Source organism: Chryseobacterium taeanense, from assembly GCF_900099685.1.
Classification (GTDB): Bacteria; Bacteroidota; Bacteroidia; order Flavobacteriales; family Weeksellaceae; genus Chryseobacterium; species Chryseobacterium taeanense.
In genome coordinates this window covers 16,377-41,113 of sequence record NZ_FNDW01000003.1, presented here as the reverse complement: position 1 = coordinate 41,113, position 24,737 = coordinate 16,377, and the positions used below count along the sequence as shown (strand labels likewise).

Sequence of the window (24,737 nt, the reverse complement as noted above, 5' to 3'; positions counted from 1 at the left end):
TAATTCAAACCTGACAGGTTTTTTTAGGCCTGTTAGGTTTTATGACGGAAAAGGCGCTATTAAATAAATATTTGAAATCATGAACACCATACAATCTATTTCGGCATTTCACAAGCTACTATCTCTTCCAGAGCCGAAGCATCCGATGGTAAGCGTAATTAACCTTTATGAAAGTATTTTTATTGAAGATGAGGTTTGGAATGGCTTCGTCAGCAAGCATTATTGTGTCGCCCTCAAACGTAATGCAAAAGGAAAAATAAAATACGGGCAGCAGCATTATGATTACGACAAAGGTGTTCTGAGCTTTACTGCTCCCAATCAGGTTCAGTACTTGGATCTGAAAACGATGGATTGCGAAAATACAGGATATCTGTTGGTTTTCCATGAAGATTTTCTGCTCAGGCATACTTTGGCAAAAACCATTTCTTCTTATGGATTTTTTTCCTATGCCGTGAATGAAGCTTTGCATTTGTCGGAAGAAGAAGAAAATGATTTGCTTGAAATTATGTTTAAAATTGATAAAGAATGCCAGCATATCGATCATCATACCCAGGAAATTATCTTGTCGCAAATTGAATTGCTGCTGAATTATTCTAAACGTTTCTATGAGAGACAATTCATTACAAGGAAAAGCGGCAGCCATCAGCTTTTAACGAAATTTGAATCTTATTTAAATGATTATTTTAATAAAGAATCGTCTGAAAAAGGGCTTTTAACAGTTCAGCAAATTGCAGACGCAATGAATCTTTCTCCGAATTATTTAAGTGATCTTTTGAGAATTCATACCGGGCAAAATACCCAACAGCATATTCATGAAAAGTTGATTAACAAGGCAAAAGAGAAGCTTTCAACAACAGAACTTTCGGTGAGTGAAATTGCTTACGAACTGGGATTTGAACATTCGCAGTCTTTTTCGACGCTTTTTAAAAAGAAAACAAATATGTCACCGCTGGAATTTCGGCAGTCTTTTAATTAATTTTTCTTATTTGAATTAAAGTGAACATTATTATAGCAAAATAAAACATTAAGATTTGTATTAAAAAATTTTGTGTATTCAAAAAAAACAATAACTTTGTAATTCAAAGTTCTTTTTATGGAATCGAAAAACTATTACGAAGACTTATCACATATTCGTTCTATGATGGAGCGTTCTTCCAGATTTATCTCTTTAAGCGGGTTATCGGGAGTTGTTGCTGGTTTAGCAGCAATTGTCGGAGCTGTTTATGTATATTTTGTTTTTAAAAGAGAAGGGATTGATTATTTTGACGGAGACCGAAACATTTTCGGACCTTCTTTGGTAAAAGAGCTCGTAATCATCGGAACTGCAATTCTTTTGGTAGCCGTTTTCAGTGGTTATATTTTTACCGCCAATAAAAGTAAAAAGAACGGATTAAAAATTTGGGATGCTACAACCAAAAGACTTTTAATTACCTTTGCAGTTCCATTAGTCGCTGGAGGTTTCTTTTGTCTGGGGCTTCTTTACCATCACCTTTTTGTATTCATTGCTCCGGCAACATTGGTTTTTTACGGGTTGGCTTTGGTAAGTGCAGAGAGATATACCCTGACAGATGTGAAATATTTAGGTTACTGCCAGATTATTTTAGGGATTTTTTCCATGTTCTTTTTAGGATGGGGACTTGTTTTCTGGGCTATTGGTTTTGGTGTACTTCATATTGTTTATGGAATGATAATGCATGTTAAATACAAATAACAATCACTTTTTACAGAGCTGTATAGTATAATGATAAAGATAAATCAACTCAACAAAGAATTTGAAAGCCGTGTAAGACTAGGCATTATGTCTGTTCTGATGGTCAACGACTGGGTTGATTTTTCAGAGATGAAAAATCTGCTGGAAATTACAGATGGAAATCTGGCAAGCCACAGCAATGCACTGGAAAAAGTGTCATATATTGAAGTGAAGAAAGAATTTGTAGGAAAAAAGCCCAAAACGTCTTATCGTGTAACGCAAAGTGGAAGAAGTGCTTTTACTGAGCATCTAAACGCATTGGAAAAATTGCTGGGTAGATAACTAAATTTTTTTATATTTTAACTTTGAATTGCAAAGTACTTTTAAATAATAAAACTAAAATTATGATTTTAAAAAAGCAAAAAACGTCAATTATTTTCGCTGTTCCTTCTTTACTCTTGGCTGCAGCATTTCTCGGAAATATTTTCATAAAAGACTGGAACTGGTCGGTATTTGATTTTATAATTGCTGCGGATATTCTTTTTGGGAGCGCTTTCTTTATAAATCTTGTTGTGCTTTCAAAAAAGCCTTTTATAATGAAAGTGTTGATTTCATTTATCATCCTGATGATATTCTGTCTGATATGGATAGAGCTGGCAGTCGGAATTTTTGGGAGCCCTTTTGCTGGGAATTAAGTCAATCTTAAATTTAATTCTTTATGAAAAAAATACGCGTGCAATTCCTTCTTTTCGTGTACGATAAAACCCAGAAACTTTACAGGAAATATTTCAAGAAAAAGAAAAGACAGTGGGAGTTTACCGAAAAACAGCTGTTGGAATTTCAGGAAGATTCTTTAGGGCGGAAATTAGGTGAATTTTACAAAAAACATGGTTTCAGCATGATTCCCAAAATGGAAAATCATGATGTTCATCATCTTATTACCGGTTGCGGAACTAATTTCGAGGATGAAATCGCCATGCAGTTCCTGCTTTTAGGAAACGGAAAACTCAACGCTCATCTTTTGGCAGCTATTGTTTTGGGAAGTATTATTTTACCCGAATATTATAAAATCTACATCAAAGCTTACAAAAAAGGACAAAGTATGCGCCCTTTCTATCATTGGGATTTTGAAGCGCTACTCTGGCAGAATTTTGAACACATGAAAAATTTTATTCAACAAAAAAATATTGAAGTTCACTTTTAAATATTAAATAAAAAACTATGAAAACACATCACTATATCTTCCTTACAACCGTTTTATTTATCATTCTGTTTTACGACCAAAATATCGGAATGAATCTTGGAATTATAACTATAATCTATTCTGTCCTTACATTTTTCAGAACACCTGCAAAAAATAAAACAACCACTTTCTTTTTTCTTTTTATTTCAAGTTTATTATCGGCGGCGGCGTTTGCCTGGTACGGAGATTTTCCCTCATTTCTGGCTGTTGTAAGCTCAGTGGTTTTGTTGGGTTACCGATCAAAAAACAGAAGAATGAAAATTCTTTTGCTGATTCCCGTTATTGTTACCAACTGTTCTACATTTTTATGCAGGTTTTTCAGTTTTGACAAATGGCTTCCCAAGAGAAAGATTCCGGGATTCTGGCAGAAAATGTTTGCGTTTATATTTATTCCGTTACTGCTGATTTTTGTTTTCTTTGGAATTTACTCTGCAGGAAGCGATCATTTTGCGAATTTATTCACCAATATTGAATTCGATATTAATTTCTGGCAGCTCATCGCCATTACTGCCTTGGGACTTTTTGTGGCATTTAATTATTGGAATTACGTTGTTGAAAAAAGCATTTATAAAACCAATTCCATTTTAAATAATGATTTTAATGAAAGGGATAAAACTCTGAAACCTACGTATTCTTTTTTTGATCTTGATACGGAAAGAATGAGCGGCGTGATCTCCTTACTGGCTTTGAATATTTTATTGATATTTTTTATCGTCACTTACAATTATGAACAATTTTTTGAAACCGTAAAAAGTCCATCACAGCTTTCTCAGGAAACTCATGATAGAGTTAATGTTGTGATTATATCCATCGTTATGGCCATTTTTGTGATTATGTTTTATTTTAAATCCAGTTTTAATTTTGATCCTAAAGCAAGTTTAATGAAAGTTTTTGCAAAAATATGGATCTTCCTGAATGCTGTTCTCGTAATTTCAGCATTGGTGAAAAACTCGGAATATATTGATAACTATGGCTTTACTTACAAAAGGCTCGGAGTGTATGCTTTTCTGATTCTTTCATTCATTGGTCTCATTATGACCGTCATTAAAATCCAGTTCAGGAAAAAAAATGCTTTTCTTTTCAATACGATGATGTGGTATGTTTACGGTGCAATTCTGCTTTGCAGTTACATCAACTGGGGCGGAATCATTACTTATGAAAACATGAAGCGAAAAGATTTTGATGTAAATTATAATAAGACACAAATCAATTTCAATGAAAAAAAATTACTGGAATATGCTGAAGAAAAGCATGATAATCATTTAAAAAAAGAAATTCTAAATCTGCAAAGAATAAAGTTTCAGCAAAATGAAAAATTTCTTTCCAAAGTTTTGTATTATCAGAGAATAAAGTAAAATTTAATGTAAGCCTGAGAACTTTTTGAAGTTATCATTTTTTAATAAATTTATTATTCAAAAAACATGAAAAAATATTTGAAGTTACGATCAATGGAATAATTTTAGCTTCAAAATATAATCAAAAACCAGATAGGTTTTTATCTTTTTAAAATAATTATTATGAAAAAATCCTTATTGCTAATTCCACTGATTATCATTTCCTGTAAAAAAGAATCGAAAACAATGGAAACGCCAGATACAGATTCGGTAGTAGTTTCAGAACAGACGGCTCCTGTGGAAAAAACAGATTCGGCAGCATTGAGAATGAAGGATTCTATTATTAACAATGCTCCCAAAACAAAAGAAGTCCTTCGTACAGGGGTAATGCGCGAGGTGAAAGATGGACAGATCATAAGAACCATAGACGGGAAACGTCTGCCTGTGACTTTGGGCGAAGAATTTACAAGGGATGGGCAGGAACTGATTCTAAAAATAACCGATTTTGAAGATCCGACACTGAAAGCAAAAATTTCAACAAAAGAAAAGGATTTTAATATAAGATTCAACCAGATTAAGTTGCCGAATGGTGATTATGACGGACCTTTCGGGAGAGATCTTACCTATGAAATAAAGAATAAAGGCGAAGTATGGCTCATCATCGGAAAAAGCAATATGGCTTCAGGAAATACCAAAGGGAATTTCACGGTAAGTATAGAGTAGTTTTAACAAATTGGTATAATTTCTGCTTGCAAAAACTTAAAATTTATCATTATGAAAAATATAATTTTGACAGCGGCAGTGGCCTCGCTCGCTATGGTAAGCTGCGGAACAGTGCAGTCGTTGGTTCAGAATACATTTCCTTATACAGCTAATGTTTTGATTTCAACAGGCGTTCCTGCAGATAAAGAAGTTTCTTCTACCGCAACTGCATCCAACGTGCAGACATGGTTTGGAGGAAACAACAATGCAAAAATAAAAGATGTAAGGATTTCGGATGCGAAAATTTCTGTAGTGTCGCCTTCTGGTGGGAATTTAAGTGCTTTTAAGTACATTAAAGTTTATATTTCATCCAGCGGAACCGGCGAACGTCTTGTCGCCTCTAGAGCGAATATATCAACAAATGCATCGAGTTTAAATCTTGATCTTGAAAATTCAGGATTTCTTGATGAAGTCGTGAAAAGTACGGGAGTTACCGTAAGAACGGTTTATGAACTGAAAAATCAGACAACTTCAGACATGAATCTTAAAGTAGCACTTAATTTCAGCAGTATTCCTGCTAATTAATTTTTTATAAAAGTTTTATTTGAAAAAACGTCTTTCAGCGATGAAAGACGTTTTTGATTTTTATGAATTAAATTTTATTTGAAATCCACCAGTTCAACGTCAAAAATAAGTGTTGATCCTGGAGGGATAATATTGCCTGCGCCATTATCTCCGTACGCCAGTTCAGCAGGAAGGTAGAATCTGTATTTTGCACCCTTGCTCATAAGTTGTATCCCTTCTGTCCAGCCTTTTATTACTCCTGCAAGACTAAGTTCTGCCGGCTTTCCGCCGTTTTTCTCCGTAGAATCGAAAATTGTTCCGTCTATCATTTTTCCGGTATAGATTACCGTTGCTGTACTGGTAGCCGTTGGTTTAGCTTTGCCGTCACCTTCTTTCAAGATCTCATACTGAAGGCCGCTGACGGTAGTTTTTATATTTTTATTCAGCTTGTTTTTAGCCAGAAAATCATTGCCTTTCTTTTTATTTTCTTCTGCTTTTGCTTTTTCGATAGCCATTCTTTTTTCATTCTGCTTTTGCATAAAGCCCTGCATAAAAGCACTCATTTCTTCCTTAGGAAACAATTTTGTTTTATCTCCAAATTCATCTTTCATAGCTTGGGCAAGTAAATCAGGATCTACGTTGAACCCTTGTCTTTTCATGTTCTGGGCGATATCCAAACCAATATAGTAAGATGCTTTCTGATCTTCCGTATAGGTTTTCTGTGCATATACAGAGCTTATTCCGGTGAGAATAAGTAAAGTAACGAATGTTTTTTTCATTTTTTGTTAATTAAAAATTCGGTGCAAATTTAAGATTTTATTGCAGAATCCATCACAATTGTTACAGGTCCGTCATTAATTAGTGAAACTTTCATGTCGGCTCCGAAAATTCCGCTCTCGGTTTTTAATCCTGATTTTGAAATTTCATCTTTAAAATAATCAAATAGCGGAATCGCTTTATCTGGCTTTGCAGCTTTAATGAATGAGGGGCGGTTACCTTTTTTATAATCGGCAATCAACGTAAACTGGCTGATACAAAGTATTTCTCCTTGAACGTCCTGAACAGAAAGATTCATTTTTCCTTCATTATCTCCGAAAATTCTAAGGTTTAATATTTTCTGTACGAGCCAGTCGGCATCACTTTTTTCATCATTTTCGTCAATGCCTACAAGAAGCATTAATCCGTTTCCGATTTCCCCGACTATTTTTTCGTCTACTTTTACATGGGATTCGGAAACCCTTTGTACGACAACTTTCATTTAATAATAAATATTTAAAATTTTCCCCGAAGGATCATAGTTATAAAGATAAGTTTTCGGCGGAACATTAGCCACTGCGGTAGGCTGTCCTGTTAATAAAATCCATTGTGCATTATCTTTTGGACAAACTACTCTGATGTTGTCCTGAACTTCAAGTGTTGTGTTATTATCCGGGCAAATATGTGGTGCGTTTCTATCGTAGATTTTAAAACCCGCATCTGATGCTCTCACCACAATAAGGCCTCTAGTTCCAGATTGTTGTTCATTAATATATACCCATCCTCCCACTTGGTTAAGGGAATAATATGCAGGGAGATTAAGATTAAGTGTGACGTTAATAGGACTGCTGGGGAAACAACTTACCGTATCTTCATGGCTTCCGCATGATTTTATAGCTAAATTACTGAATATCAATAGTGTGATTAAAGATAATATTGAAAAAGTTTTTTTCATTTCAATTTAAATTTTTATATATTTGTAAAAATTAAACGATTACAACTCGAAAACATTGTCCGGCAAATGTCGGATTATTTTTTTATACTAAAACTAAATTTTGAAAATTATGGCAAGCTATGTTACAAAGGAGGGATTAGACAAAATGAAAGCTGAGCTGGAACAGTTGGAAACTGTGGAAAGACCAAAGATTACTCAGCAGATCGCAGAAGCCAGAGACAAAGGAGATTTGTCTGAAAATGCGGAGTATGATGCAGCCAAAGAAGCTCAGGGAATGCTGGAAATGAGAATTTCTAAGCTGAAGGATATTATTGCCACTTCGAAAATCATAGATGAAAGTCAGTTGGATACTTCAAAAGTTTCAATTCTTACTACGGTAAAGCTAAAGAATAATGCAACACAGCAGGAGCAGGTGTTTACTTTGGTTCCTGATAATGAAAGTGATCTTAAAGCAGGAAAAATTTCTGTAAATACCCCGATTGCAAAAGGCCTTTTAGGTAAAGCTGTCGGCGAAACCGCAGACATCACACTTCCAAACGGAAATAAACTTTCTTTTGAAGTGTTGGATATTACTTTATAAAAAAATCTGACGGCTAATCTCTAAAAATATTTAGAAAAAATGAGCACAATATTTACAAAGATCATCAATGGCGAAATTCCCTCTTACAAAATTGCCGAAGATGAAAAGTTTATCGCTTTTCTGGACGCAATGCCTCTCGTAAAAGGACATACGTTGGTAGTTCCCAAGAAGGAAGTTGATCTTATTTTTGATCTGGAAAATGAAGAGTATAAAGATCTTTGGAGCTTTGCACAGGAAGTTGCTAAAAAGATTAAGAGTGCAATCCCTTGTGTAAGGGTAGGAGTGGCAGTTGTGGGACTTGAAGTGCCTCATGCCCATATTCATTTAATTCCTTTACATAAAATGGAAGACATGAATTTCAGAAATGAAAGGCTAAAACTTACTCATGAAGAATATGTCGAAATTCAAAACTCAATTATTAATTCTTAAAAAATAATAAACTCGTAAATTTTACGAGTTTTATTTAATTTATATTTATTATACATAAAAATGAATTCAAACCAGTGTTCTTTCTGCGGAAGAAAGAGAAATGAAGTGCAGATGCTGATTTCCGGTCAGAATGGTTTTATTTGCGAAAATTGTATTGAGCAGGCTCATGCTATTGTAAAAGACAGTTCCGCAAAAACAGGATTTTCTCCTGCCGAAAATATAGAAGAATTAAAAAAGCCAAAAGAAATAAAAGTATTTCTCGATCAATATGTTATTGGCCAGGATCAGGCAAAAAAACAATTGTCTGTTGCGGTTTATAACCATTACAAAAGATTACTTCATGCTCAGGACGAAAACCGCGAGGTTGAGCTTGAAAAATCAAATATCATCATGATCGGCGAAACCGGAACTGGAAAAACCTTGCTGGCAAAAACAATCGCCAGGGAACTTAATGTACCGTTCTGTATTGTAGATGCTACTATTTTAACGGAAGCAGGATATGTAGGAGAAGATGTTGAAAGTATTCTGTCCAGACTTTTAATGGTAGCAGATTACGATGTAGAAAAGGCAGAAAGAGGAATTGTTTTTATTGATGAAATCGACAAAATCGCAAGAAAATCAGATAATCCTAGTATCACGAGAGATGTTTCAGGAGAAGGGGTACAGCAAGGTTTGTTGAAGCTGCTTGAAGGAAGTATTGTGAACGTTCCGCCTCAAGGAGGAAGAAAACACCCTGACCAGAAATACATTCAGGTAAATACACAGAATATCCTGTTCATAGCTGGTGGAGCATTCGACGGAATCAAAGAAATTATTGAGCGAAGAATGAACAAGCAGGCCATCGGTTTTAGTGCTGAAAAAATCAATAAGACAGATGAAGATGAATATATTTTAACGAATATTAATGCAATTGATCTTCGTTCTTTCGGCTTAATTCCAGAGCTTTTAGGTCGATTTCCTATCATCACTTATCTTGATAAACTCACCAAGGAAACTATGGTAAGAATAATGAAAGAACCTAAAAATTCTATCGTTAATCAGTTCATAGAACTTTTCAAAATGGATGGTACAAAGCTCGTATTTACAGATGGAGCTATTGAGAAAATTGTGAAAGAAACTATTGAAAAAGGATTAGGAGCAAGAGGATTGCGAGGAACAACGGAAAAGGTGCTTGAAGACTATATGTTTTCTATTGGTGAAGAAAAAGAAATTGTATTAACTGAAGATAACATTTTTGTTAATAAGTAAAATATTTTTGTTTTTTAATGAAAAAAATATAACTTTGCAATTGAAATATTGTATAACACACAAATAATTACATACAATGAGAAAAAATTTATTTGCTATTGGCTTAATAGCAGCTAGTTGTTCTGTTCAGGCGCAGAATATATTAGTGCACGTTGATGACACCGCTGTTGCTTATGTAGGGAAAGGGACGCTTTTTTATACGGGTGGAGGTTTACAAACTAAGAAAACAGGTACTATTGAAAATCATGGCAATTTCATGATTGAAGGTACTACAAATGACACTTTTAGAACCATTGATGCTTCAAACAATGATAAAACGGAGGCGAACGCAGGAGGTAATTTTATCAATAAATTGAACGAGCCGGATAATGTTGCATTATATAATGACAACAGTGCAACAGAGACTCCTAAATATACTTATGGACAGTTGTATATCTCGGGACTTAAACAAGATAGTATTAGGGGTATTGTAGATCAGGAATTTAGAGCCATTTCGCATGGTACATATCAACAAATAGGACTACCTTTCTATTATAAAAGAGTAGGAAGTTTGAGTGCCGAGTTGGGTAAAACCTTTAATAATTCGAGACGTCAACAAAACGATGTACTCATGGTAAATAACGCTACTGCTGTTCCAATGAGTGTTAGCGTCTCTTCATACATAGGAAGTCCTGAATATCCTGGTATAGCTTATTATATGTTGGGGGCATCTGGTCTGAATGTCACTGATGTAACCAGAACAATCAAAGGACGTCCTTTAAGTGAAGGCAATGTCATTACGCTTCAAGATGCTGCTGCTAATGTAAATTTTGGTGTTAATGGTAATGCTCAAAATCAATATAATGAAAAGTATTATAGTTATCTTCAGGATGAATTTGTGACAACACCTTGGTCCGGTACATACGGAAGATATATGTATCAATATGCAAATCCATTCTTAACAAATCTTGATTTATCACAAATAGCTATAGATGATAGTAACGGTGATGGTGTCAATTTAAAAACAATTCAAGGTGTAAGACTGGAGGTTTCTGGTGGTGCCGTTCAGACTACATCAGGAGGAACTTTTGCATTAGGAAATGGTGCATATAAATATATTACATTTATGTCTGGCGTTCCGACGGGTGATATAGACTATGTAATGGTAAGGCCGCTGGGAACTTTTGTTATTAAACTTAGCAGTAATACCGTAGTTGATCCAAATGATAATAAGATTAATTTCGCAAATCTTAGAAGATTCAATTATTATAGCAGAAGTGCAGGTACGGACTATAATGTCACGGCCAATAGAAATACATTAACTAATACAGTAAAACAATTAGGTGTCATTGGTCTTGATGCTAATGGTAACGAGGTGGCAAGAACTTACTATGTTGTTTATTCTAATGGAACCACAGGGCATTCTACTACCGGAGCTTTAACACAAGTAAAGGCAAGTACCTCTGATCTGTTAGGAACATTTGAAGAAGCACCTACAGGTGGGTATGATACAAATTATATGAATCAGTATTGGTTATATATTAATGAAGCAAATGAGAATAACTTTACAGGAAAAAATATTAAGATGGTAAATTATGATCTTAATAAAATAAAATCCTACAAGTTCGAGATCAGAGAAAATGCTAATTTAGTAGCTAATGGAACTCATGCATTATCTTCAGGAATCGGTTTCTACTATAAACCTCAAAATGGAACCGTTCAGCAGGCTGTTCAGGGAGCAGTAATTCCTGTAAATACAACAGAATTTGATCTTTACTATGGAGAACCAAGCAATATTGTACTATCAACAGCTGATGAATCAACGTCTACACCTTCTCGTACTATGGTCGTTTATAATCCTGCAATAACCAATTATATCGTAAGATTTGATCCTAACTGGAAAAAGGCCGATATTGATGTTTATGATATGAGCGGTAAGCTGGTTATCACTAAAAAAGCTGTGGATACTTCAACAGATTTTGTCATTGAACTGGATAATAAAATTAAAAATGCTTATTTAGTAAAAGTTGTTTCCGAAAAAGGAGAAATCGTTACTGCCAAAATCTTAAAATAATAAATATGAAAGCAATAAATAAATTTATTCCTGTTTTTTTTCTATTCGGATTTCAACTTATCATTAATGCTCAAGATAAAGTTCCGCCACCTAATTCTAGTGCAAATGCGAAAGGAATTGTAGGGCCTGGAGTACAATCTTCACCAGTCGATATGTATGTGTACATTTTAGGGATTATAGCAATTATGCTAATAATATTCTTCAGTAGAAAGTATACAACCAAGAAAATATAAATTTTATTAAAATAATATTAAACTCTCTGATTACTCGGAGAGTTTTTTTATTTTTACCTTATGAAAAAGATTTTTACATTACCGGCTTTAATAGCTGCATTTTCATTACAGGCACAGTTCACCGTTACGATTCAGGCTCCTGCTGATTTTAAAGATCAAGATGCCATTTTATATACTTTAAATGGCTCCAAAGATATTATCTTTTCAAAAGAGCAAAGTAAGAATAGTAGCTGGACATTTAAATATCCCAAAAATTATATGGGAATGATGAAAGTCTATTTCCCGGGTTCAAACAATACATTTAATTTCATTTCTGAAAATATGAATGTAAGCGTAAAACTTGATACACAGGCTAATAAAATTAAAGATATTATTTATCTTGATGAAGCTAATGATCTCATGAGCAAATTTCAGGAAGGTTCTCAGAAAAAAGAACTTATACTTCCCGCGCTGGCTCAGATAAAAGAATATTATAAAGACAACACAGATTTTGGCAAAGCACTTAAAACTGAGATCAACAGATTAAGCGGAAGTTCTGAAGGCATCGATCAGGCAAAACATCCTTTCATTTATTATTACAATACAAATTACAGTAAGTTTCTTTCTAATGATGCTTCTAAAAAAGTAAGTCAGGACGATATTATTAATTTTATTGATAAGTCGAATGATATGCTGGAAACATCATCATTGCTGAGGCCGGTTCTCGTTTCCTATCTTAATTCCGGAGGCAATACCAATGTCAGCACATCTGTAGATAAATTGCTCGACAGATTAAAAGTGGAAACTCCAAGAGGACAGACGGTTCTTTCTGAACTTATCGATATTTTTGATGTCTACGATATGCAGGATTTTAAAGATAAATATCTGGGATTGGCTAAAAATCTTAAATGTACGATTACAGATAGATTGGCCTCTACTTTAAAGTCAAACGCTAATGTCGAAATAGGTGCTGTTTTTCCTAATTATAAATTTCAGTCTCCTGTAAATACAACCGCTAAAACGCTTCATGATATAAAAGCCGATAAAAAAATTGTCATATTTTGGTCATCTACCTGCTCTCACTGTGAAAGTGAGCTTCCGCAGCTTTTGGCAAAATATAATGATTTGAAGGCAAAAAATATTCAGGTTGTTGGTTTGTCATTGGATGTGGACAAAGATTCTTACACTAAAAAAATCAGTGCTTTTCCGTGGGTAAATGATTCTGAATTGAGAGGATGGAATAGCAGCTATGCAGATACTTATAATGTTCATGCGACACCAAGCTATTTTATTTTAGATGCTAACAATAAGATTATCAGTAAACCAGAGCATGTGGGCGATGTTTTGGAATATTTTAAGTTAAAATAATTTTGGTTAGTTGTAAATATTTTCTATATTTGCACCACCAAAACGGCGAGGTAGCTCAGTTGGTTAGAGCGCAGGATTCATAACCCTGAGGTCACGGGTTCAATTCCCGTCTTCGCTACAAAAAAGTCTGTAAGAATTTCTTGCAGACTTTTTATTTTTTTGTGAAACAGTTCATCGAATGATAAAAAAAAGCTGAAACATTTGCCCCAGCTTTCAATAATCGTATTTTAAGTTTGATATCCCAGCAATTTTCTCATTTGGTAAAAGAATCTTTCGATTAACCGTAAATCCTGCGTTACAATTTCAGCATTGCCTTTTAATTCCTTATCGAAAACCAGATTTTTATTATAAGAAGTTTTCAGGCCTTTAGGAAGAGCAACATCTACATAGTAATTTCCATCTTTATCTGGTGACAATGAAATATTCTGCACTTTACCCTCTACAATACCATATTCCTGATAACGGTAATTATCGAGTTTAATGAGTACTTTTTCGCCTGCAACAATTTTCCCTGAATTAGCCGCAGGCACAGACATTCTTCCCACGAGTTTTTCTTTATTATCTGGTAAGATAGATAAAATAGCATCTCCGGCTTTTACAAACTGATTCTCGCCGAAAAACTGCTGAAAGCTGGCTTCCCCATCAGTGTTGGAAATGATGAGATAATTTTGTTCCCATTGTTTCAGCGATTTTCTAAGCTGTTCAAAGAGCTGTAAAGTTTGTGAAGAATACGTAATCTTATCCTTTTCTGTATTAATAGCCGCTCCGCTTTTTGTTTTGTTAACATTGGAAATTCCTTCTTCAATCTGTGAAAGAGAAAGATTTATATTTTCGAGATTCTGCTGTGCCTGAAGAAACTTTATTTTTTCATTTTCCAGTTCTACGGCAGCGATGATCCCTTGTTTGAATAATTCCTGGGAACGCTGATAGTTCTTTTTTGTAATTTCATATTTAGCCTGTTCCAGGCTTTTTTGTTGTTTAAGAGTCGATATTCTTATCTTATATTCGGAAAGGCTTTGATTAGCAGCCAGGTTTTCAGGTGCGTACGGTTGAAGTCTTTTAAATAAGGCTTCATCCTGAAATGCTTTTGCAAAACTGTTATAATCTCCTTGCAGTTCACCGAGCTTGAAATGTGAAGTTTTGTTTAATGGGAATTTTGCAAGTTGATCCGGTGTGATAGAATCAATCATTTTTTTCAGTGCCAGTACATCTTTGTAATTGGCAGTCGACTGCATGACCATCAAAACATCATTCTTTTTAACATGCTGATGATCTTTTATAAATATTTTCTCAATCTTTGAATTGGTACGGGCTTCCAACTTCTCCGGAGGGTTTTGAGAAGTTACCACAATCGAGGCTGGGATAAATTCAGGATAGCGTATAATGTAGCTCATTATAAGAATGAGTACAAGAATTAAAAATATAATTGTGTTTCCCCATCGGATCATCCAGTGAGGGGGCTGTGTAAGTATATCCTGAACACTTTCTGAGCGAAGTTCAATATTGTCTAAAACGTCTTTTTCCATATAAAAATAAAACTCAATAATCTTCAAAGCTGAAGATTATTGAGTATGTTTTAAAATAATCTTATAGCGGCAGGGTATAATCACACTTTGGATTATTGCCAGTCTCTACTCCGGGAATGTCTCCATCGGGACAGTAACGGTTGCATGCATTCCACTGTTTTACATTGTTGATGTAGCAGAAACAATTACACGGAAATACGGGAACAGGTCCTGCACCATGAATTTCTCTGAGTTTTTTTCTTTCGATTTTTTGTAAATTTTTCATAACTGATAGATTTTGAGTTGGTAATGGTTTAAAGTTAGTGAAAAACTTATCAGTTTCCAAGCTCGAGCTGGTTTTTTACAAGTCTGTAATATTCACCCTTTATAGCAACCAATTCAGAATGATTTCCCTCTTCAACCACTTTACCTTTATCTAAAACGATAATTTTATCGGCGTGTTTTACTGTAGAGAGTCTGTGAGCTATTACAATTGCTGTTTTCCCTTTAAAAAACTGCTCAAGATTTTCCATAATGACTTTTTCATTGTTGGCATCAAGTGCTGAAGTCGCCTCATCAAAGAAGATGTAGTCGGGTGATTTGTAGACGGCTCGGGCAATAAATAATCTTTGTTTCTGGCCGCCACTTACGCCGAGCCCTTCATTTCCTATTTTAGTATTGTAGCTTAAAGGAAGTTCTTCAATAAAATCCTTTATATTGGCCATTTCCACAGCTTTTCTCAGCTTTTGCTTATCAACATAATCTTCACCAATGGCAATATTATTGGCAATGGTATCATTAAATACATACCCTTCCTGCATCACAACACCGCAATGATCTCTCCAGAATCTAGGGGAAACGTTTTTCAATTTAGTATTTCCCAGCCTTATTTCGCCTTGTGTAGGTTCGTAAAACTTCATCAGTAGTTTTAATAATGTTGTTTTTCCACTTCCGCTGGCACCCACAATGGCGGTTGTTTTTTGGTAAGGTATATTTAAATTTAAATTTTCAAAAACGTAAGCATCTGAACCAATATATCTGAAGGAAAGATTTTCTATTTCGATATCTTTTTGTGGAAGATCATGAGTATATTGTTCGTCTTTGCTTTCTTCATCATCTTTATTATGGATTTCGCCCAATCTTTCAAGAGAGATTTTGGCATCCTGTGTTTGTTTAATAAAATCTATTAATTGTAGCAAAGGACTATTAAGCTGTCCAATGATATATTGTACAGAAAGCATCATTCCAAGGGTAAGATTGCCGCTGAGTACCAGTTTAGCCGAAAGAAAACTTACCAGAATATCTTTCATCTGGTTAATAAAATTTCCACCGACAGACTGCCATTGTTCAAGAGACAACGATTTTATTCTTATTTTAAATAATTTTACCTGCAGAAATTCCCAGTCCCATCTTTTTTGTTTTTCAGCATTATGCATTTTTATTTCCTGCATTCCATTAATCAGCTCAATGACCTTGCTTTGCTCCTGAGAAACCTGAGAAAACCTTTTATAGTCAAGTTCTTTTCTTTTTCCAAGGAAAAAGCTGATCCATCCGATATAAGCCGCCGCTCCGACAAGATAAACGACAAACAGCCTGTAGTCGTAAAATAAAAGTACAATGCTAAATATAATGAGGTTAACTAAAGAAAATAGCGTATTTAAAGAAGAACTGGTTAAAAGTTGTTCGATTCTGTGATGATCGTTGATTCTCTGCATGATATCTCCTGTCATTCTTGTATCAAAGAAACTTATTGGAAGTTTCATTAACTTAATAAAGAAGTCAGAAATGATAGAAATATTAATTCTTGCAGAAAGATGTAGCAAAATCCAGCTACGAATTACCTCAATTCCCATTCTTCCGACAAAGAGCATGATTTGAGCGAGCAGAACCAAATAAATGAAATTCAGATCCTGATTCTGGATCCCGACATCTACGATACTCTGGGTTAGGAAAGGGAAAATCAGTGATAATAAACTCCCTGCTAAAAGTCCTACAGCCAGCTGAATGACAAGTGATTTATACTTTAATAAATATTTAGAAAGAAAAGAAAAGCTGGCTTTACTTTCCTGGTCATCAAATTCAGTCTGAAAAAAAGCAGGTGTGGTTTCCAATATTAAAACAATACCTTCTTCGGTTTTTTCATCAGCATTTTCGCCGATCCATAATTTTATGAATTCTTCTTTTGTATAAGTAATTAAGCCATAGCCGGGATCAGAAACATAGACTTTGTTATTCTTGTCAATTTTATATACGACGACGAAATGATTTTTGTTCCAGTGTACAATACACGGCAGTGGAACTTCTTCGGAAAGAGATTCAAAATTGATCTGAACACCTAATGAACGGAAGCCCAGATCTTCGGCGGCATCGCTCAACCCCAGCAGGCTGCTTCCTTCGCGGGTCGTTTCCGAAAGGTTACGGATTTGCTGTAAAGAAATGCTTTTGCCGTAATGTTTACTTACGATTCGCAGGCAGGTGGGTCCGCAGTCTTTGGAATCCGGCTGGCGGTAAAATGGGAATTTCTTCATTAATAATTAAAATAAAGGCTGTAAAATCAGCCTTTAAACGTTTTATATTTTTGATTATTATAAAGATCCACATTCTGCAGGAACTGGATATACAGGTGAGTAGCCACATGGCATAACATTAGTAGCACCTGATGGAACCTCCGAACCTGAATGTTGAACAGGTATTCCTGTACTTCCCATAACATCACCTGGAATTTGGTAACAGTACGTTACATTATAACAAGTCGTTAAGCTTGGATCAAAATTAATCTTTTTACCCCCATCTATTTTTCTTAAATAATTACGGGATAGTTTTTTTAAATTTTTCATGATAAAATAATACTTGATTTTCCTACTCTATTTAGCTTTTCGGACTCCGCTTAATTTTTTCCTAATTTAGTGAATTTTGAATTATGAAAAAACTTTTCATAAAATCTCTTCATCCTCTGCCAATTCATCGATAAAATAATAAATGTCTTCACGGTCATATTTATCCGGAAACTGGTATCCATTAATTAAAATGATTGGTGTGAAGTTAAGTCCTGCATTTCTGTTTTCCGCTGACATCTCAATGAGTGGAGTCAAATCTTCATCGCTTGAAGTTGCTCCTGTCTTTTGTCTTATTTTATTTTCATCCTTGTTTTCAAACCAAAATTCAATAAGTTTTAAAAATTCCTGTTGAGTTTTATGTTTATAAGTGTACATGAAATCAGAGATAAGGTTCGTAAATTTTTCATTCTGTTTATCGGGCGAATAATTGAATCTTATCTGAACCGAAATTTCATCGGGATATTTTTCAAGCAAATTTTCCATGATTTTGTGTGCGTCTTTACAAAAGCCACAATACGGATTTGAAATGATAGAAAGATGAATTTTTGCCTCTTTATTTCCTACAAAAAAAGTTTCATTGTCACTGAAGTTTAACTTTTCTGTTTCCAGAAGCTCTCTTTTAAAAAGATCGTAGTTTCTTTTGAACCGCAAGTTTTTAGCATTCGATTTCTGCAGACTTTCTTTTGCTTCAAGTGTAGTATTAAGGTATAAGACTGAAGAAAATAGAACAACCCATAAAAGGATGCTTAATAAGGCAATTCCTGTGTCGAAATAGATATTTCCAAACAGAAATGTGCTGATGAAAAGCTGAGCTAAAAGAACAGAAATAATTAAAAGGCAAACTCTACAGAAAGTCTTTTCTACAAATCCCTGAATATAGAGAGAATAGCCGATAGCAATCATTGAAGCAAATGAAAAACCTTTCACCACTAAAGATGTTGCTGGTAGAAATAATCCTAAAACCGTAATTCCTGTAAAATAAATCAGTGAGAAATCGGAAAATTTAAGTCCGAGAATACTCGTTTTATCTTGTGTAATTATTTTATTACACGAATTGGCAGACTGATTACCTGCTGTATCACCACAAATACTCCCGATGACGGCAGATGTATTTCCGAATTTCTGATTGAAAATTTCAAGAGAAATGTAGACACCAGCCAGAGAAAGGATATTAAATACAGTCTCATACCAAGTAAGTGTAACAAGAGAATATATAAATATAATTGCAAAAATAGCATAAACAAAAGGTTTATAACTTGTAAAAGATTTACTTTCTGCTTTATCTTTTTCAAACAATAAGACAAAGTCTGTTGCTTTTTGGTAAAGTTCCTCTTTGTTTATAATTTTTGTCTTATCGGAATAAATGGAGTATTGATTGCCTGATTTTTTTACTACAGAAAAGGAATTATCAACAATAGCAATAAATTCTTCAGGAAGCTCTCCCCAATATTCTTTGTCAAGCTCATAAGCATCGTTTCTCACTCCCATAAAATTAAGAGTGTCACTAAAAGCTAATGCTGAAGGGTAATTTGGATGAGAATTGAACTGAAAAAGAAACTCTTGTTTGTCGAGCTTGAGATGATTAATGAGTTTTTCCAATAGCATATTAATATTTTTGTCTAAAATAGGGAGATGTTTGAAAAAAACAAACTTTTTTTTCAATTTTCCGGGATATATCGTATTTTGTTTATGAATATTTATTTACAAATATGATTTGTTTAAGAAGTTATATTTAAAATAATAAGAAATATTGATTATCTTTTCTTAATTAGGTTCTGCATTCCATAATGTTGTATTGCTTTTTGTTTTAATGGATTAGTACTCCATTCCTGCCATTCACCAGTATAAGGATTATAACCACATTTTAGGGGTTTTGAAATATCTAATCTGTCTGCGTTTGTATGAGTTCTTTCTGTATAAGCTCTGCAATCTGTACAGATGTAGCGAAACTCACAATCTTTACAGACTTCAATCTGGTCTTTTGTAAGATTCCAGTATTTTTTGAAATCTGGATGCTGTAAGGCTTCTTCTAAAGTCGTGTCTTTTATGTTGCCGAAGTTTTGTGGCATAGAAGGACAGTTTTTGATATTTCCCTCTGCATCAACTGATATTTTTTTATGAAGACAGGAGTTGTGGTGAAGGGATTCTGTAAATATCTGAATGTTTGGAGAAAAGTATTGGGGGCTAATTTTGCCACAACATCTATTATCCGTAAAATTTTTAATTGTGAAAAAGATATGACGGCCATCTTTACTTTCAGATTCAATATAATATTCTGTCGGAGAGTTATATATTGTAACTGATGCTAATCTAGTAGTGTTATTCAAAATTTCCTTCAGAACCAATTCATCTAAATCCGTTGAAAAATTTATAATAATAGAAATTGATGAAATTATCATTTCATTAAATGCTATATATTCTAAAATATTTTTTATACTATTTACAGATAGATTATTTTCGATTCTAACTTCAATAGATTTACAATTAATATCATTTAACTTTAACAGAATATCAAATATAAAATCATCCGATGAAAGTTCAATTATTGCATTAGAAATTTCAAAAGGATAGTAAAAACCTTGATCTAATTTTGGAAAATACTTTGGATAGTAAGTTAAGAAAACAAACTCTTTTTCCAGTAAAAAATTGAAATATTCATCTATAATATCATCATATTGATTTTCAAAAATATGTTTTATTTCCTCAATTGTTTTCTTGCCGTTGTATTTTTTTAATATGTTATATAAGTCGTTAGGGACGTACTCATAATTACATCTTTGTAAATCACAAATTATACTTCTGTTTTTTCCTTTTACAGGTAAACAATTAGAATATAATTTAAATTTTTTTTTCATCAGATTTTAGAAATAGGTTTGTAAAAAGAATTATAAGATACTTTATTTGATTGTATTTTTTTTATTGAAAAAAAAATATTGGAATTCTTGCCTGTAAACTTGTTTTTACTAGTTTGTTGAAGTAAAATTGATAACTTACTTAAATCTTTTTTTAATAATTTTTTCATCATTAATCATTAATTTCTCTGCAATAAATTTTTCTATATAATAATTACAATTCTTAGATACCCAGCCAAACTGCCCTTGTGGGTTTATTTCTAAAAACACAAACTCGTTTTCTGGTGTAAGAATTAAGTCTATTGAACAAGTATTTATTTTTTTGTGTTTTAGTAATTCTTTTAATTTCTTTTGTATAGTATTCTCCAATTTGAAAGGAATAAACCTGTTTTGCTTTGCATAATTATAATTTCTAAAATCTATTTTAGTTCTCTCGTCATTTTGAGAAAAAATTGCCATTGAAAAGAAAATCCCGTCAAAATAAAAAATTCTAATCTCAATTTCTTTTTCGATATATTGTTGAAAGATTGAAATTGCAAAGTTCTCATCTAAAAAATCAATATGTTCTTGCTCTATTAGAAAAGTTCCGGGTGAAGAGTATATATAATTTTTATTTCGAAACCTTATAAGATCTTTGATAGGCTTCGTGATTATTTTAGCATAATCTTTTTTAAATGCCTTTAGTTCAGATTTTTTATTAGTGATTATTGTGTCTGGCACTATCAAACCAATTTTTTTTGCTAAATATAAATCGTATAATTTGTTATGCTGACTTTCCTCAATATAGCCTCCATAATAAATGTTATTTTCAAAATAATTTTTCTTTTCAATAAATTTATTTACAACATCTTGTTCATCTAATATCTTGTAAGTAAATGGATATTTTTGAATTTCAGAAGGATTTAGCTGCTTAAAAGCTCTTCGGTGCCATATAACTTCACATTCAGATTCTTTTGTGTTTGAAATAGTTTCGCTAAAACTTGAAAAAATATCTGAATTGATTCGTCTAAACCTAACTCCTGCAGCTAACAAATATTCTATTACTTCATTACTAACCTGATCTTTACTTTCCGTTATAATTTTTATCATGGTATTGCTTAAAATAATCTTCAAAATTTATTTTAATACTTTTTTTCCTTAAATTCTCTTCTTCTTCTTTACCGAGAAATAATGTTACTTTATAAAAAGGTTCGAGTTTATATTTAGGGTTTTCTTCATTGTATAATTTATATAAAACATTACGAGATAATGATGTTAATCCGATCTCACTTCGCCTTTTCTCTGCATTTTGTATTTCTTGTTTTTTTTGTTGATCCCTATATTCTGGATAAATACTTTTGTTTATTAAACAGCATCCGTCATTTAGCATTATAAGGGGAAAGTAATTGTACTCTTTCTTTACAAATGCAAACTCCACTAGAGCTGCATAATCTTTATTTCTCATTTTGCCTTCTTGCACAGCTTTATATAATAATGGCTCAAAATCTACATGTTTGTATTTACCCATTTTCTGCTGATGGATAATGATGGCTTGATATTTAAAATTGGCGTACAGAGAAGAGTTGTCCATACCAATTAAATATTCATTGGGAAAGCCATATTTTTCAATTATTTTTTTTAGTGTAAAGGCATTGATACTGTCATTCTTAATAAAAATTTTACGTTCTTCAGCATTTAGATTTTGTACACTACCAGTACTTCTATACATTTGATCCCATTGTGCTAAGCTATCTAATGTTTTTCGAAGCTTATAGTTGAAATAATTTTTTGTACATATTATTTGCTCTATGAAACTTTTGTTCCTTTCCTGGAATTTTTCAAAAAAGACGAAAGCTTTTATTTCAGAAAAATTATATTGTAGGCATTTCAATTTTTTGTAATCTTGTTTCCCTCTTTCATCATTTTGTAATTCTGCATTTACTAAGAAACTATTATATATATCATCAAAAAAAGGATTTTCCTTTTCATTAAAAGCCTGATAATAATTGTCTGAAGCTTCCTGCTTGTTTCCCATTACAAGAGCGTACTCTGCTTTGTCAATACTTGCATAATACTTTTGTAGATTTTCGGGCAATTGACAATAGCTGAAAATTGCAAGTAAGCACAAAAGTAGAGTTAGTAGGATTTTTGTCATACGTTAAAATAAAAAATAATAGGACTTGATTCAAGCCCTATTTAAGTCTTTTAGTTACCTCCGTTACATCCACCCCAACCATAATAAGACCCATCGCTAAATATAAAGTCATCATTACAGCTTGTAGTTTCCCAAAGGTAGCATCCACTTGTGTATTGTCCATAATTTGGTGCAGTATATGCTGGTCCACCAATTCCTCCTATTTTCTTTTCCTTATTTTCGTTTTTTAATTGAAATTTTTTAAGACTTTCTAAATTTTTAACTTTCTTTTTTGCATTTGTCTAATTTTTAAATTAATATTTTTCAATTGCCATACAATCCCTGACATGGGCTTCTGATCAGTTTTAATTTATATTTGTACATATATAAATTAAATTGCTTAAAGCGCTTTATCCATATTGATTTTCAAAACTATAAAAAAACTATATCACATCGAATAGAAAAATTTGCAATTTTTTTGCAATTTTATGCAGATATTTGCGTTAAGTTTTAAAAATATTTTTAATAACCACGTTAGGATGATACAGCGAAAGTTGAGGAATCTCAGAAAGCAGAAATGTATGTCGCAGGAAAAAATGGCTAAAATATTATCTACAGATATTTCCAGCTATTGCCGCAAAGAAAATGGAAAGTCAAAGATTCATGATGATGAATGGGAAAAGTTAGCCAAAGCCCTTAATGTTTCGGTTGATGATATTAAAGAATCGAAAAATTCAGTATTTGTTCAAAATGATAATTCAACTTTCAACGATAATTCAGGAAATTACGAATACCAAAAATTCAATATACCGAATTCTATATTAGAAAATCTCCAAGACTACATCAAAATTTTAAAAGAACAAAATGAATCTCTAAAAAGAGAACTGGAGAGTTTTAAAAATAGTAATTAAAAATACTCAATATATTGAATGCCCCTAGAAGCGTCTTGCCTTTTAGGGGCATTTTCATATTAGTTACTAAATGAATTCTTTGAAATTTTAATATAAGTTTAAATTTCATTTTAACGATAAATATTTCACTGGAAAAATTAGATATAATCACCTTTTAATGAGTAATAGTGCAAGTTTAGAAGGAGAAAAACAGCTTTACAGAACGCACGGGTTGAGATTTGATGATTTGAATTCTCATAAATTTGTGAAAAAAAACTTTAAAATATTTTTGTATTTACAAAATATGTTGTAATTTTACAACGCCTTGAATGAGGGAACAAGTCAAGGTAATAAATTTTTTTTCATCATTTGTGTTTTTAGAATCGTATCGCCTGATACGGTTCTTTTGTTTTTTAAACCTTTTCATAATTGAGCAGAAGATCTATAAAATAAGAATACGTCACAGAGCCTTCCTGTTGATTACTTTTAAGGAAAATATTATTGGTAAATCCGAAAAAATCATCCAGTAATCCCTGATGTTTTAGGATGAAAGCCTTTTCGTATGCTCTATCTCTTTTCATTTCGGAAGAATAATTCCGGAGTACATTTTTTACAAATTCAGGATCTTTATCGGCTATATAATTTAATAAGCTTTTCAGTGTAAAATATTCTGTGCTGTAACGTAATTCTGAATTTTTTGAATTAATTCCTATTAAATATCCGATAAAATTAGCCTCCTGTTCTCTGGCAAATCCCAGCTGATGCGAGCTTTCGTGAGCAGATGTAAAAGGAATAAGTGTATTTGGTAGTTGTGAATTAAATTGTGATTCTGCTGTAAAGGGATTATAGTATCCCAAAATCCCGGTAAAGCTCATGATATTTTTAAAGAGACTTGGCTTGAAAGAATTAATCCCTAGAGCTTTTTTTGCCGAGATGTTTTCAGGAAGTAAGGTTTGTCGATATAAAATTTCTTCCTGAACAGATTTCAAATTAGTTATAATGAATATTCCGTTTTTATCTTCTTTTGTAAGTTTTCTAGTTTCTTTGCATTTCTGCAGATATTTCAATGCTAAAATTTTTGCTTTTTCGACAGTTGGCTCGTTTTGGCTTGTCAGTTTTTTGAGAATCAGAGTCTGAAAATACAGCATTCCCCAAAATATCTGATAGAGAAAATAAAAGATGTTTACTGATATAAAAATTTTTAATAAAGAACTTTGCCTGCAACTTTTCCTAAAACTTCTGATGGTATGGAAAAGGAGAAAAATGCTGAGGAAAATGTACAGTATATCTCCAAAAGAAAAAGGTATCCAGGAAAAAATCATGAGATGTGCTTTCTTTTGAATTTCAAAGAAACGTTCAAAAAAAGAGATCATTATGGCAGATCTTGAGAACGCATAGAACAAAAG

At 32.9% G+C, this 24,737-nt stretch carries 27 protein-coding genes and 1 tRNA gene; 16 read left to right on the top strand and 12 right to left on the bottom strand.

The window, feature by feature from the left end:
• Positions 1-79: 79 nt before the first annotated feature.
• From BLR30_RS05630 to BLR30_RS05595, 8 genes are all read left to right on the top strand, one after another.
• Positions 80-976: a helix-turn-helix domain-containing protein gene (locus tag BLR30_RS05630; RefSeq protein WP_089856012.1), complete on the top strand. Its 897-nt coding sequence runs from the start codon at positions 80-82 to the stop codon at positions 974-976.
• 117 nt (positions 977-1,093) lie between these two features.
• Positions 1,094-1,711, top strand: coding sequence for a hypothetical protein (locus tag BLR30_RS05625; RefSeq protein WP_089856010.1), 618 nt, complete (start codon positions 1,094-1,096; stop codon positions 1,709-1,711).
• Between the two features lie 30 nt (positions 1,712-1,741).
• Positions 1,742-2,032 (top strand): winged helix-turn-helix domain-containing protein, encoded by a 291-nt coding sequence (locus BLR30_RS05620; RefSeq protein ID WP_089856008.1) that lies wholly within the window; start codon positions 1,742-1,744, stop codon positions 2,030-2,032.
• A gap of 62 nt (positions 2,033-2,094) precedes the next feature.
• Positions 2,095-2,385, top strand: a complete 291-nt coding sequence (locus BLR30_RS05615) for a hypothetical protein (RefSeq protein WP_089856006.1) — start codon at positions 2,095-2,097, stop codon at positions 2,383-2,385.
• A 23-nt stretch (positions 2,386-2,408) separates the two neighbouring features.
• Positions 2,409-2,894, top strand: coding sequence for a Coq4 family protein (locus BLR30_RS05610; RefSeq protein ID WP_089856004.1), 486 nt, complete (start codon positions 2,409-2,411; stop codon positions 2,892-2,894).
• 17 nt (positions 2,895-2,911) lie between these two features.
• Positions 2,912-4,288: a DUF4153 domain-containing protein gene (locus tag BLR30_RS05605; protein WP_089856002.1), complete on the top strand. Its 1,377-nt coding sequence runs from the start codon at positions 2,912-2,914 to the stop codon at positions 4,286-4,288.
• Positions 4,289-4,450: 162 nt separating this feature from the next.
• A complete protein-coding gene (locus tag BLR30_RS05600) occupies positions 4,451-4,990 on the top strand; it encodes a hypothetical protein (protein ID WP_089856000.1) in 540 nt (179 codons plus the stop codon).
• Between the two features lie 51 nt (positions 4,991-5,041).
• Complete coding sequence (locus BLR30_RS05595) at positions 5,042-5,554, top strand: hypothetical protein (protein WP_089855998.1); 513 nt, start codon at positions 5,042-5,044, stop codon at positions 5,552-5,554.
• A 74-nt stretch (positions 5,555-5,628) separates the two neighbouring features.
• On the opposite strand, the gene BLR30_RS05590 is transcribed toward BLR30_RS05595, so the two are convergent.
• Genes BLR30_RS05590 through BLR30_RS05580 form a run of 3 tightly spaced genes read right to left on the bottom strand, consistent with a single transcriptional unit; the run spans position 5,629 to position 7,244 of the window.
• Entirely contained in the window at positions 5,629-6,312 is a 684-nt protein-coding gene (locus tag BLR30_RS05590; protein ID WP_089855996.1) for an FKBP-type peptidyl-prolyl cis-trans isomerase N-terminal domain-containing protein, read from the bottom strand.
• Between the two features lie 29 nt (positions 6,313-6,341).
• Complete coding sequence (gene dtd / locus BLR30_RS05585) at positions 6,342-6,791, bottom strand: D-aminoacyl-tRNA deacylase (protein ID WP_089855994.1); 450 nt, start codon at positions 6,789-6,791, stop codon at positions 6,342-6,344.
• On the bottom strand, positions 6,792-7,244 hold the full coding sequence (locus BLR30_RS05580; protein WP_089855992.1) for a hypothetical protein: 453 nt from the start codon (positions 7,242-7,244) through the stop codon (positions 6,792-6,794).
• Positions 7,245-7,353: 109 nt separating this feature from the next.
• On the opposite strand from BLR30_RS05580, the gene greA reads away from it, so the two are divergent.
• The 7 genes from greA (at position 7,354) to BLR30_RS05545 (ending at position 13,252) form a co-directional block, all read left to right on the top strand.
• Complete coding sequence (gene greA / locus BLR30_RS05575) at positions 7,354-7,824, top strand: transcription elongation factor GreA (protein ID WP_089855989.1); 471 nt, start codon at positions 7,354-7,356, stop codon at positions 7,822-7,824.
• Positions 7,825-7,863: 39 nt separating this feature from the next.
• Entirely contained in the window at positions 7,864-8,253 is a 390-nt protein-coding gene (locus BLR30_RS05570; protein WP_089855987.1) for an HIT family protein, read from the top strand.
• A 60-nt stretch (positions 8,254-8,313) separates the two neighbouring features.
• The gene (gene clpX, locus BLR30_RS05565) at positions 8,314-9,501 is read left to right on the top strand and encodes an ATP-dependent Clp protease ATP-binding subunit ClpX (RefSeq protein WP_089855985.1); all 1,188 of its coding nucleotides are present in this window, start codon (positions 8,314-8,316) and stop codon (positions 9,499-9,501) included.
• A gap of 76 nt (positions 9,502-9,577) precedes the next feature.
• Positions 9,578-11,554, top strand: coding sequence for a T9SS type A sorting domain-containing protein (locus BLR30_RS05560; RefSeq protein ID WP_089855983.1), 1,977 nt, complete (start codon positions 9,578-9,580; stop codon positions 11,552-11,554).
• A 5-nt stretch (positions 11,555-11,559) separates the two neighbouring features.
• Positions 11,560-11,787 carry a hypothetical protein gene (locus BLR30_RS05555; RefSeq protein WP_089855981.1) on the top strand — a complete coding sequence of 76 codons (228 nt, stop codon included), beginning with the start codon at positions 11,560-11,562 and terminating at the stop codon, positions 11,785-11,787.
• Between the two features lie 60 nt (positions 11,788-11,847).
• Positions 11,848-13,134 carry a peroxiredoxin family protein gene (locus BLR30_RS05550; protein ID WP_089855979.1) on the top strand — a complete coding sequence of 429 codons (1,287 nt, stop codon included), beginning with the start codon at positions 11,848-11,850 and terminating at the stop codon, positions 13,132-13,134.
• A gap of 44 nt (positions 13,135-13,178) precedes the next feature.
• Positions 13,179-13,252 (top strand) — tRNA-Met (locus BLR30_RS05545).
• Positions 13,253-13,361: 109 nt separating this feature from the next.
• Here the strand turns inward: BLR30_RS05545 and BLR30_RS05540 are convergent.
• From BLR30_RS05540 to BLR30_RS05505, 8 genes are all read right to left on the bottom strand, one after another.
• Complete coding sequence (locus BLR30_RS05540) at positions 13,362-14,660, bottom strand: HlyD family secretion protein (RefSeq protein ID WP_089855978.1); 1,299 nt, start codon at positions 14,658-14,660, stop codon at positions 13,362-13,364.
• Positions 14,661-14,721: 61 nt separating this feature from the next.
• The gene (locus BLR30_RS05535; protein ID WP_089855976.1) at positions 14,722-14,925 is read right to left on the bottom strand and encodes a hypothetical protein; all 204 of its coding nucleotides are present in this window, start codon (positions 14,923-14,925) and stop codon (positions 14,722-14,724) included.
• Positions 14,926-14,974: 49 nt separating this feature from the next.
• Positions 14,975-17,167: a peptidase domain-containing ABC transporter gene (locus tag BLR30_RS05530; RefSeq protein ID WP_089855974.1), complete on the bottom strand. Its 2,193-nt coding sequence runs from the start codon at positions 17,165-17,167 to the stop codon at positions 14,975-14,977.
• Positions 17,168-17,224: 57 nt separating this feature from the next.
• Positions 17,225-17,476, bottom strand: a complete 252-nt coding sequence (locus tag BLR30_RS05525; protein WP_089855972.1) for a bacteriocin-like protein — start codon at positions 17,474-17,476, stop codon at positions 17,225-17,227.
• A gap of 96 nt (positions 17,477-17,572) precedes the next feature.
• Positions 17,573-19,081: a thioredoxin domain-containing protein gene (locus BLR30_RS05520; RefSeq protein WP_089855970.1), complete on the bottom strand. Its 1,509-nt coding sequence runs from the start codon at positions 19,079-19,081 to the stop codon at positions 17,573-17,575.
• Positions 19,082-19,230: 149 nt separating this feature from the next.
• Positions 19,231-20,331, bottom strand: coding sequence for a grasp-with-spasm system SPASM domain peptide maturase (gwsS, locus tag BLR30_RS05515; protein WP_089855967.1), 1,101 nt, complete (start codon positions 20,329-20,331; stop codon positions 19,231-19,233).
• A gap of 135 nt (positions 20,332-20,466) precedes the next feature.
• Entirely contained in the window at positions 20,467-21,417 is a 951-nt protein-coding gene (locus BLR30_RS05510) for an ATP-grasp domain-containing protein (RefSeq protein WP_089855965.1), read from the bottom strand.
• Complete coding sequence (locus BLR30_RS05505; protein WP_089855963.1) at positions 21,392-22,462, bottom strand: hypothetical protein; 1,071 nt, start codon at positions 22,460-22,462, stop codon at positions 21,392-21,394. Before BLR30_RS05505 ends, BLR30_RS05510 begins: the two co-directional genes overlap by 26 nt.
• A gap of 467 nt (positions 22,463-22,929) precedes the next feature.
• On the opposite strand from BLR30_RS05505, the gene BLR30_RS05500 reads away from it, so the two are divergent.
• A complete protein-coding gene (locus BLR30_RS05500; protein ID WP_317041386.1) occupies positions 22,930-23,352 on the top strand; it encodes a helix-turn-helix transcriptional regulator in 423 nt (140 codons plus the stop codon).
• A 392-nt stretch (positions 23,353-23,744) separates the two neighbouring features.
• Here BLR30_RS05500 and BLR30_RS05495 read toward each other — a convergent pair whose 3' ends face one another.
• Positions 23,745-24,704 carry a DUF3810 domain-containing protein gene (locus BLR30_RS05495; RefSeq protein WP_089855961.1) on the bottom strand — a complete coding sequence of 320 codons (960 nt, stop codon included), beginning with the start codon at positions 24,702-24,704 and terminating at the stop codon, positions 23,745-23,747.
• Between the last annotated feature and the right edge of the window lie 33 nt (positions 24,705-24,737).

Coding starts and splice junctions, on each gene's coding strand:
- BLR30_RS05615 (WP_089856006.1), top strand. CDS start 2,095: ATGATTTTAAAAAAGCAAAAAACGTCAATTATTTTCGCTGTTCCTTCT.
- BLR30_RS05500 (WP_317041386.1), top strand. CDS start 22,930: ATGCAGATATTTGCGTTAAGTTTTAAAAATATTTTTAATAACCACGTT.
- BLR30_RS05520 (WP_089855970.1), bottom strand. CDS start 19,081: ATGCTATTGGAAAAACTCATTAATCATCTCAAGCTCGACAAACAAGAG.
- BLR30_RS05570 (WP_089855987.1), top strand. CDS start 7,864: ATGAGCACAATATTTACAAAGATCATCAATGGCGAAATTCCCTCTTAC.
- BLR30_RS05525 (WP_089855972.1), bottom strand. CDS start 17,476: ATGAAAAATTTAAAAAAACTATCCCGTAATTATTTAAGAAAAATAGAT.
- dtd (WP_089855994.1), bottom strand. CDS start 6,791: ATGAAAGTTGTCGTACAAAGGGTTTCCGAATCCCATGTAAAAGTAGAC.
- BLR30_RS05535 (WP_089855976.1), bottom strand. CDS start 14,925: ATGAAAAATTTACAAAAAATCGAAAGAAAAAAACTCAGAGAAATTCAT.
- BLR30_RS05495 (WP_089855961.1), bottom strand. CDS start 24,704: ATGATCTCTTTTTTTGAACGTTTCTTTGAAATTCAAAAGAAAGCACAT.
- BLR30_RS05540 (WP_089855978.1), bottom strand. CDS start 14,660: ATGGAAAAAGACGTTTTAGACAATATTGAACTTCGCTCAGAAAGTGTT.
- BLR30_RS05560 (WP_089855983.1), top strand. CDS start 9,578: ATGAGAAAAAATTTATTTGCTATTGGCTTAATAGCAGCTAGTTGTTCT.
- BLR30_RS05580 (WP_089855992.1), bottom strand. CDS start 7,244: ATGAAAAAAACTTTTTCAATATTATCTTTAATCACACTATTGATATTC.
- BLR30_RS05590 (WP_089855996.1), bottom strand. CDS start 6,312: ATGAAAAAAACATTCGTTACTTTACTTATTCTCACCGGAATAAGCTCT.
- BLR30_RS05630 (WP_089856012.1), top strand. CDS start 80: ATGAACACCATACAATCTATTTCGGCATTTCACAAGCTACTATCTCTT.
- clpX (WP_089855985.1), top strand. CDS start 8,314: ATGAATTCAAACCAGTGTTCTTTCTGCGGAAGAAAGAGAAATGAAGTG.
- BLR30_RS05595 (WP_089855998.1), top strand. CDS start 5,042: ATGAAAAATATAATTTTGACAGCGGCAGTGGCCTCGCTCGCTATGGTA.
- BLR30_RS05550 (WP_089855979.1), top strand. CDS start 11,848: ATGAAAAAGATTTTTACATTACCGGCTTTAATAGCTGCATTTTCATTA.
- BLR30_RS05600 (WP_089856000.1), top strand. CDS start 4,451: ATGAAAAAATCCTTATTGCTAATTCCACTGATTATCATTTCCTGTAAA.
- greA (WP_089855989.1), top strand. CDS start 7,354: ATGGCAAGCTATGTTACAAAGGAGGGATTAGACAAAATGAAAGCTGAG.
- BLR30_RS05625 (WP_089856010.1), top strand. CDS start 1,094: ATGGAATCGAAAAACTATTACGAAGACTTATCACATATTCGTTCTATG.
- BLR30_RS05510 (WP_089855965.1), bottom strand. CDS start 21,417: ATGATAAAAATTATAACGGAAAGTAAAGATCAGGTTAGTAATGAAGTA.
- gwsS (WP_089855967.1), bottom strand. CDS start 20,331: ATGAAAAAAAAATTTAAATTATATTCTAATTGTTTACCTGTAAAAGGA.
- BLR30_RS05530 (WP_089855974.1), bottom strand. CDS start 17,167: ATGAAGAAATTCCCATTTTACCGCCAGCCGGATTCCAAAGACTGCGGA.
- BLR30_RS05605 (WP_089856002.1), top strand. CDS start 2,912: ATGAAAACACATCACTATATCTTCCTTACAACCGTTTTATTTATCATT.
- BLR30_RS05610 (WP_089856004.1), top strand. CDS start 2,409: ATGAAAAAAATACGCGTGCAATTCCTTCTTTTCGTGTACGATAAAACC.
- BLR30_RS05505 (WP_089855963.1), bottom strand. CDS start 22,462: ATGACAAAAATCCTACTAACTCTACTTTTGTGCTTACTTGCAATTTTC.
- BLR30_RS05555 (WP_089855981.1), top strand. CDS start 11,560: ATGAAAGCAATAAATAAATTTATTCCTGTTTTTTTTCTATTCGGATTT.
- BLR30_RS05620 (WP_089856008.1), top strand. CDS start 1,742: ATGATAAAGATAAATCAACTCAACAAAGAATTTGAAAGCCGTGTAAGA.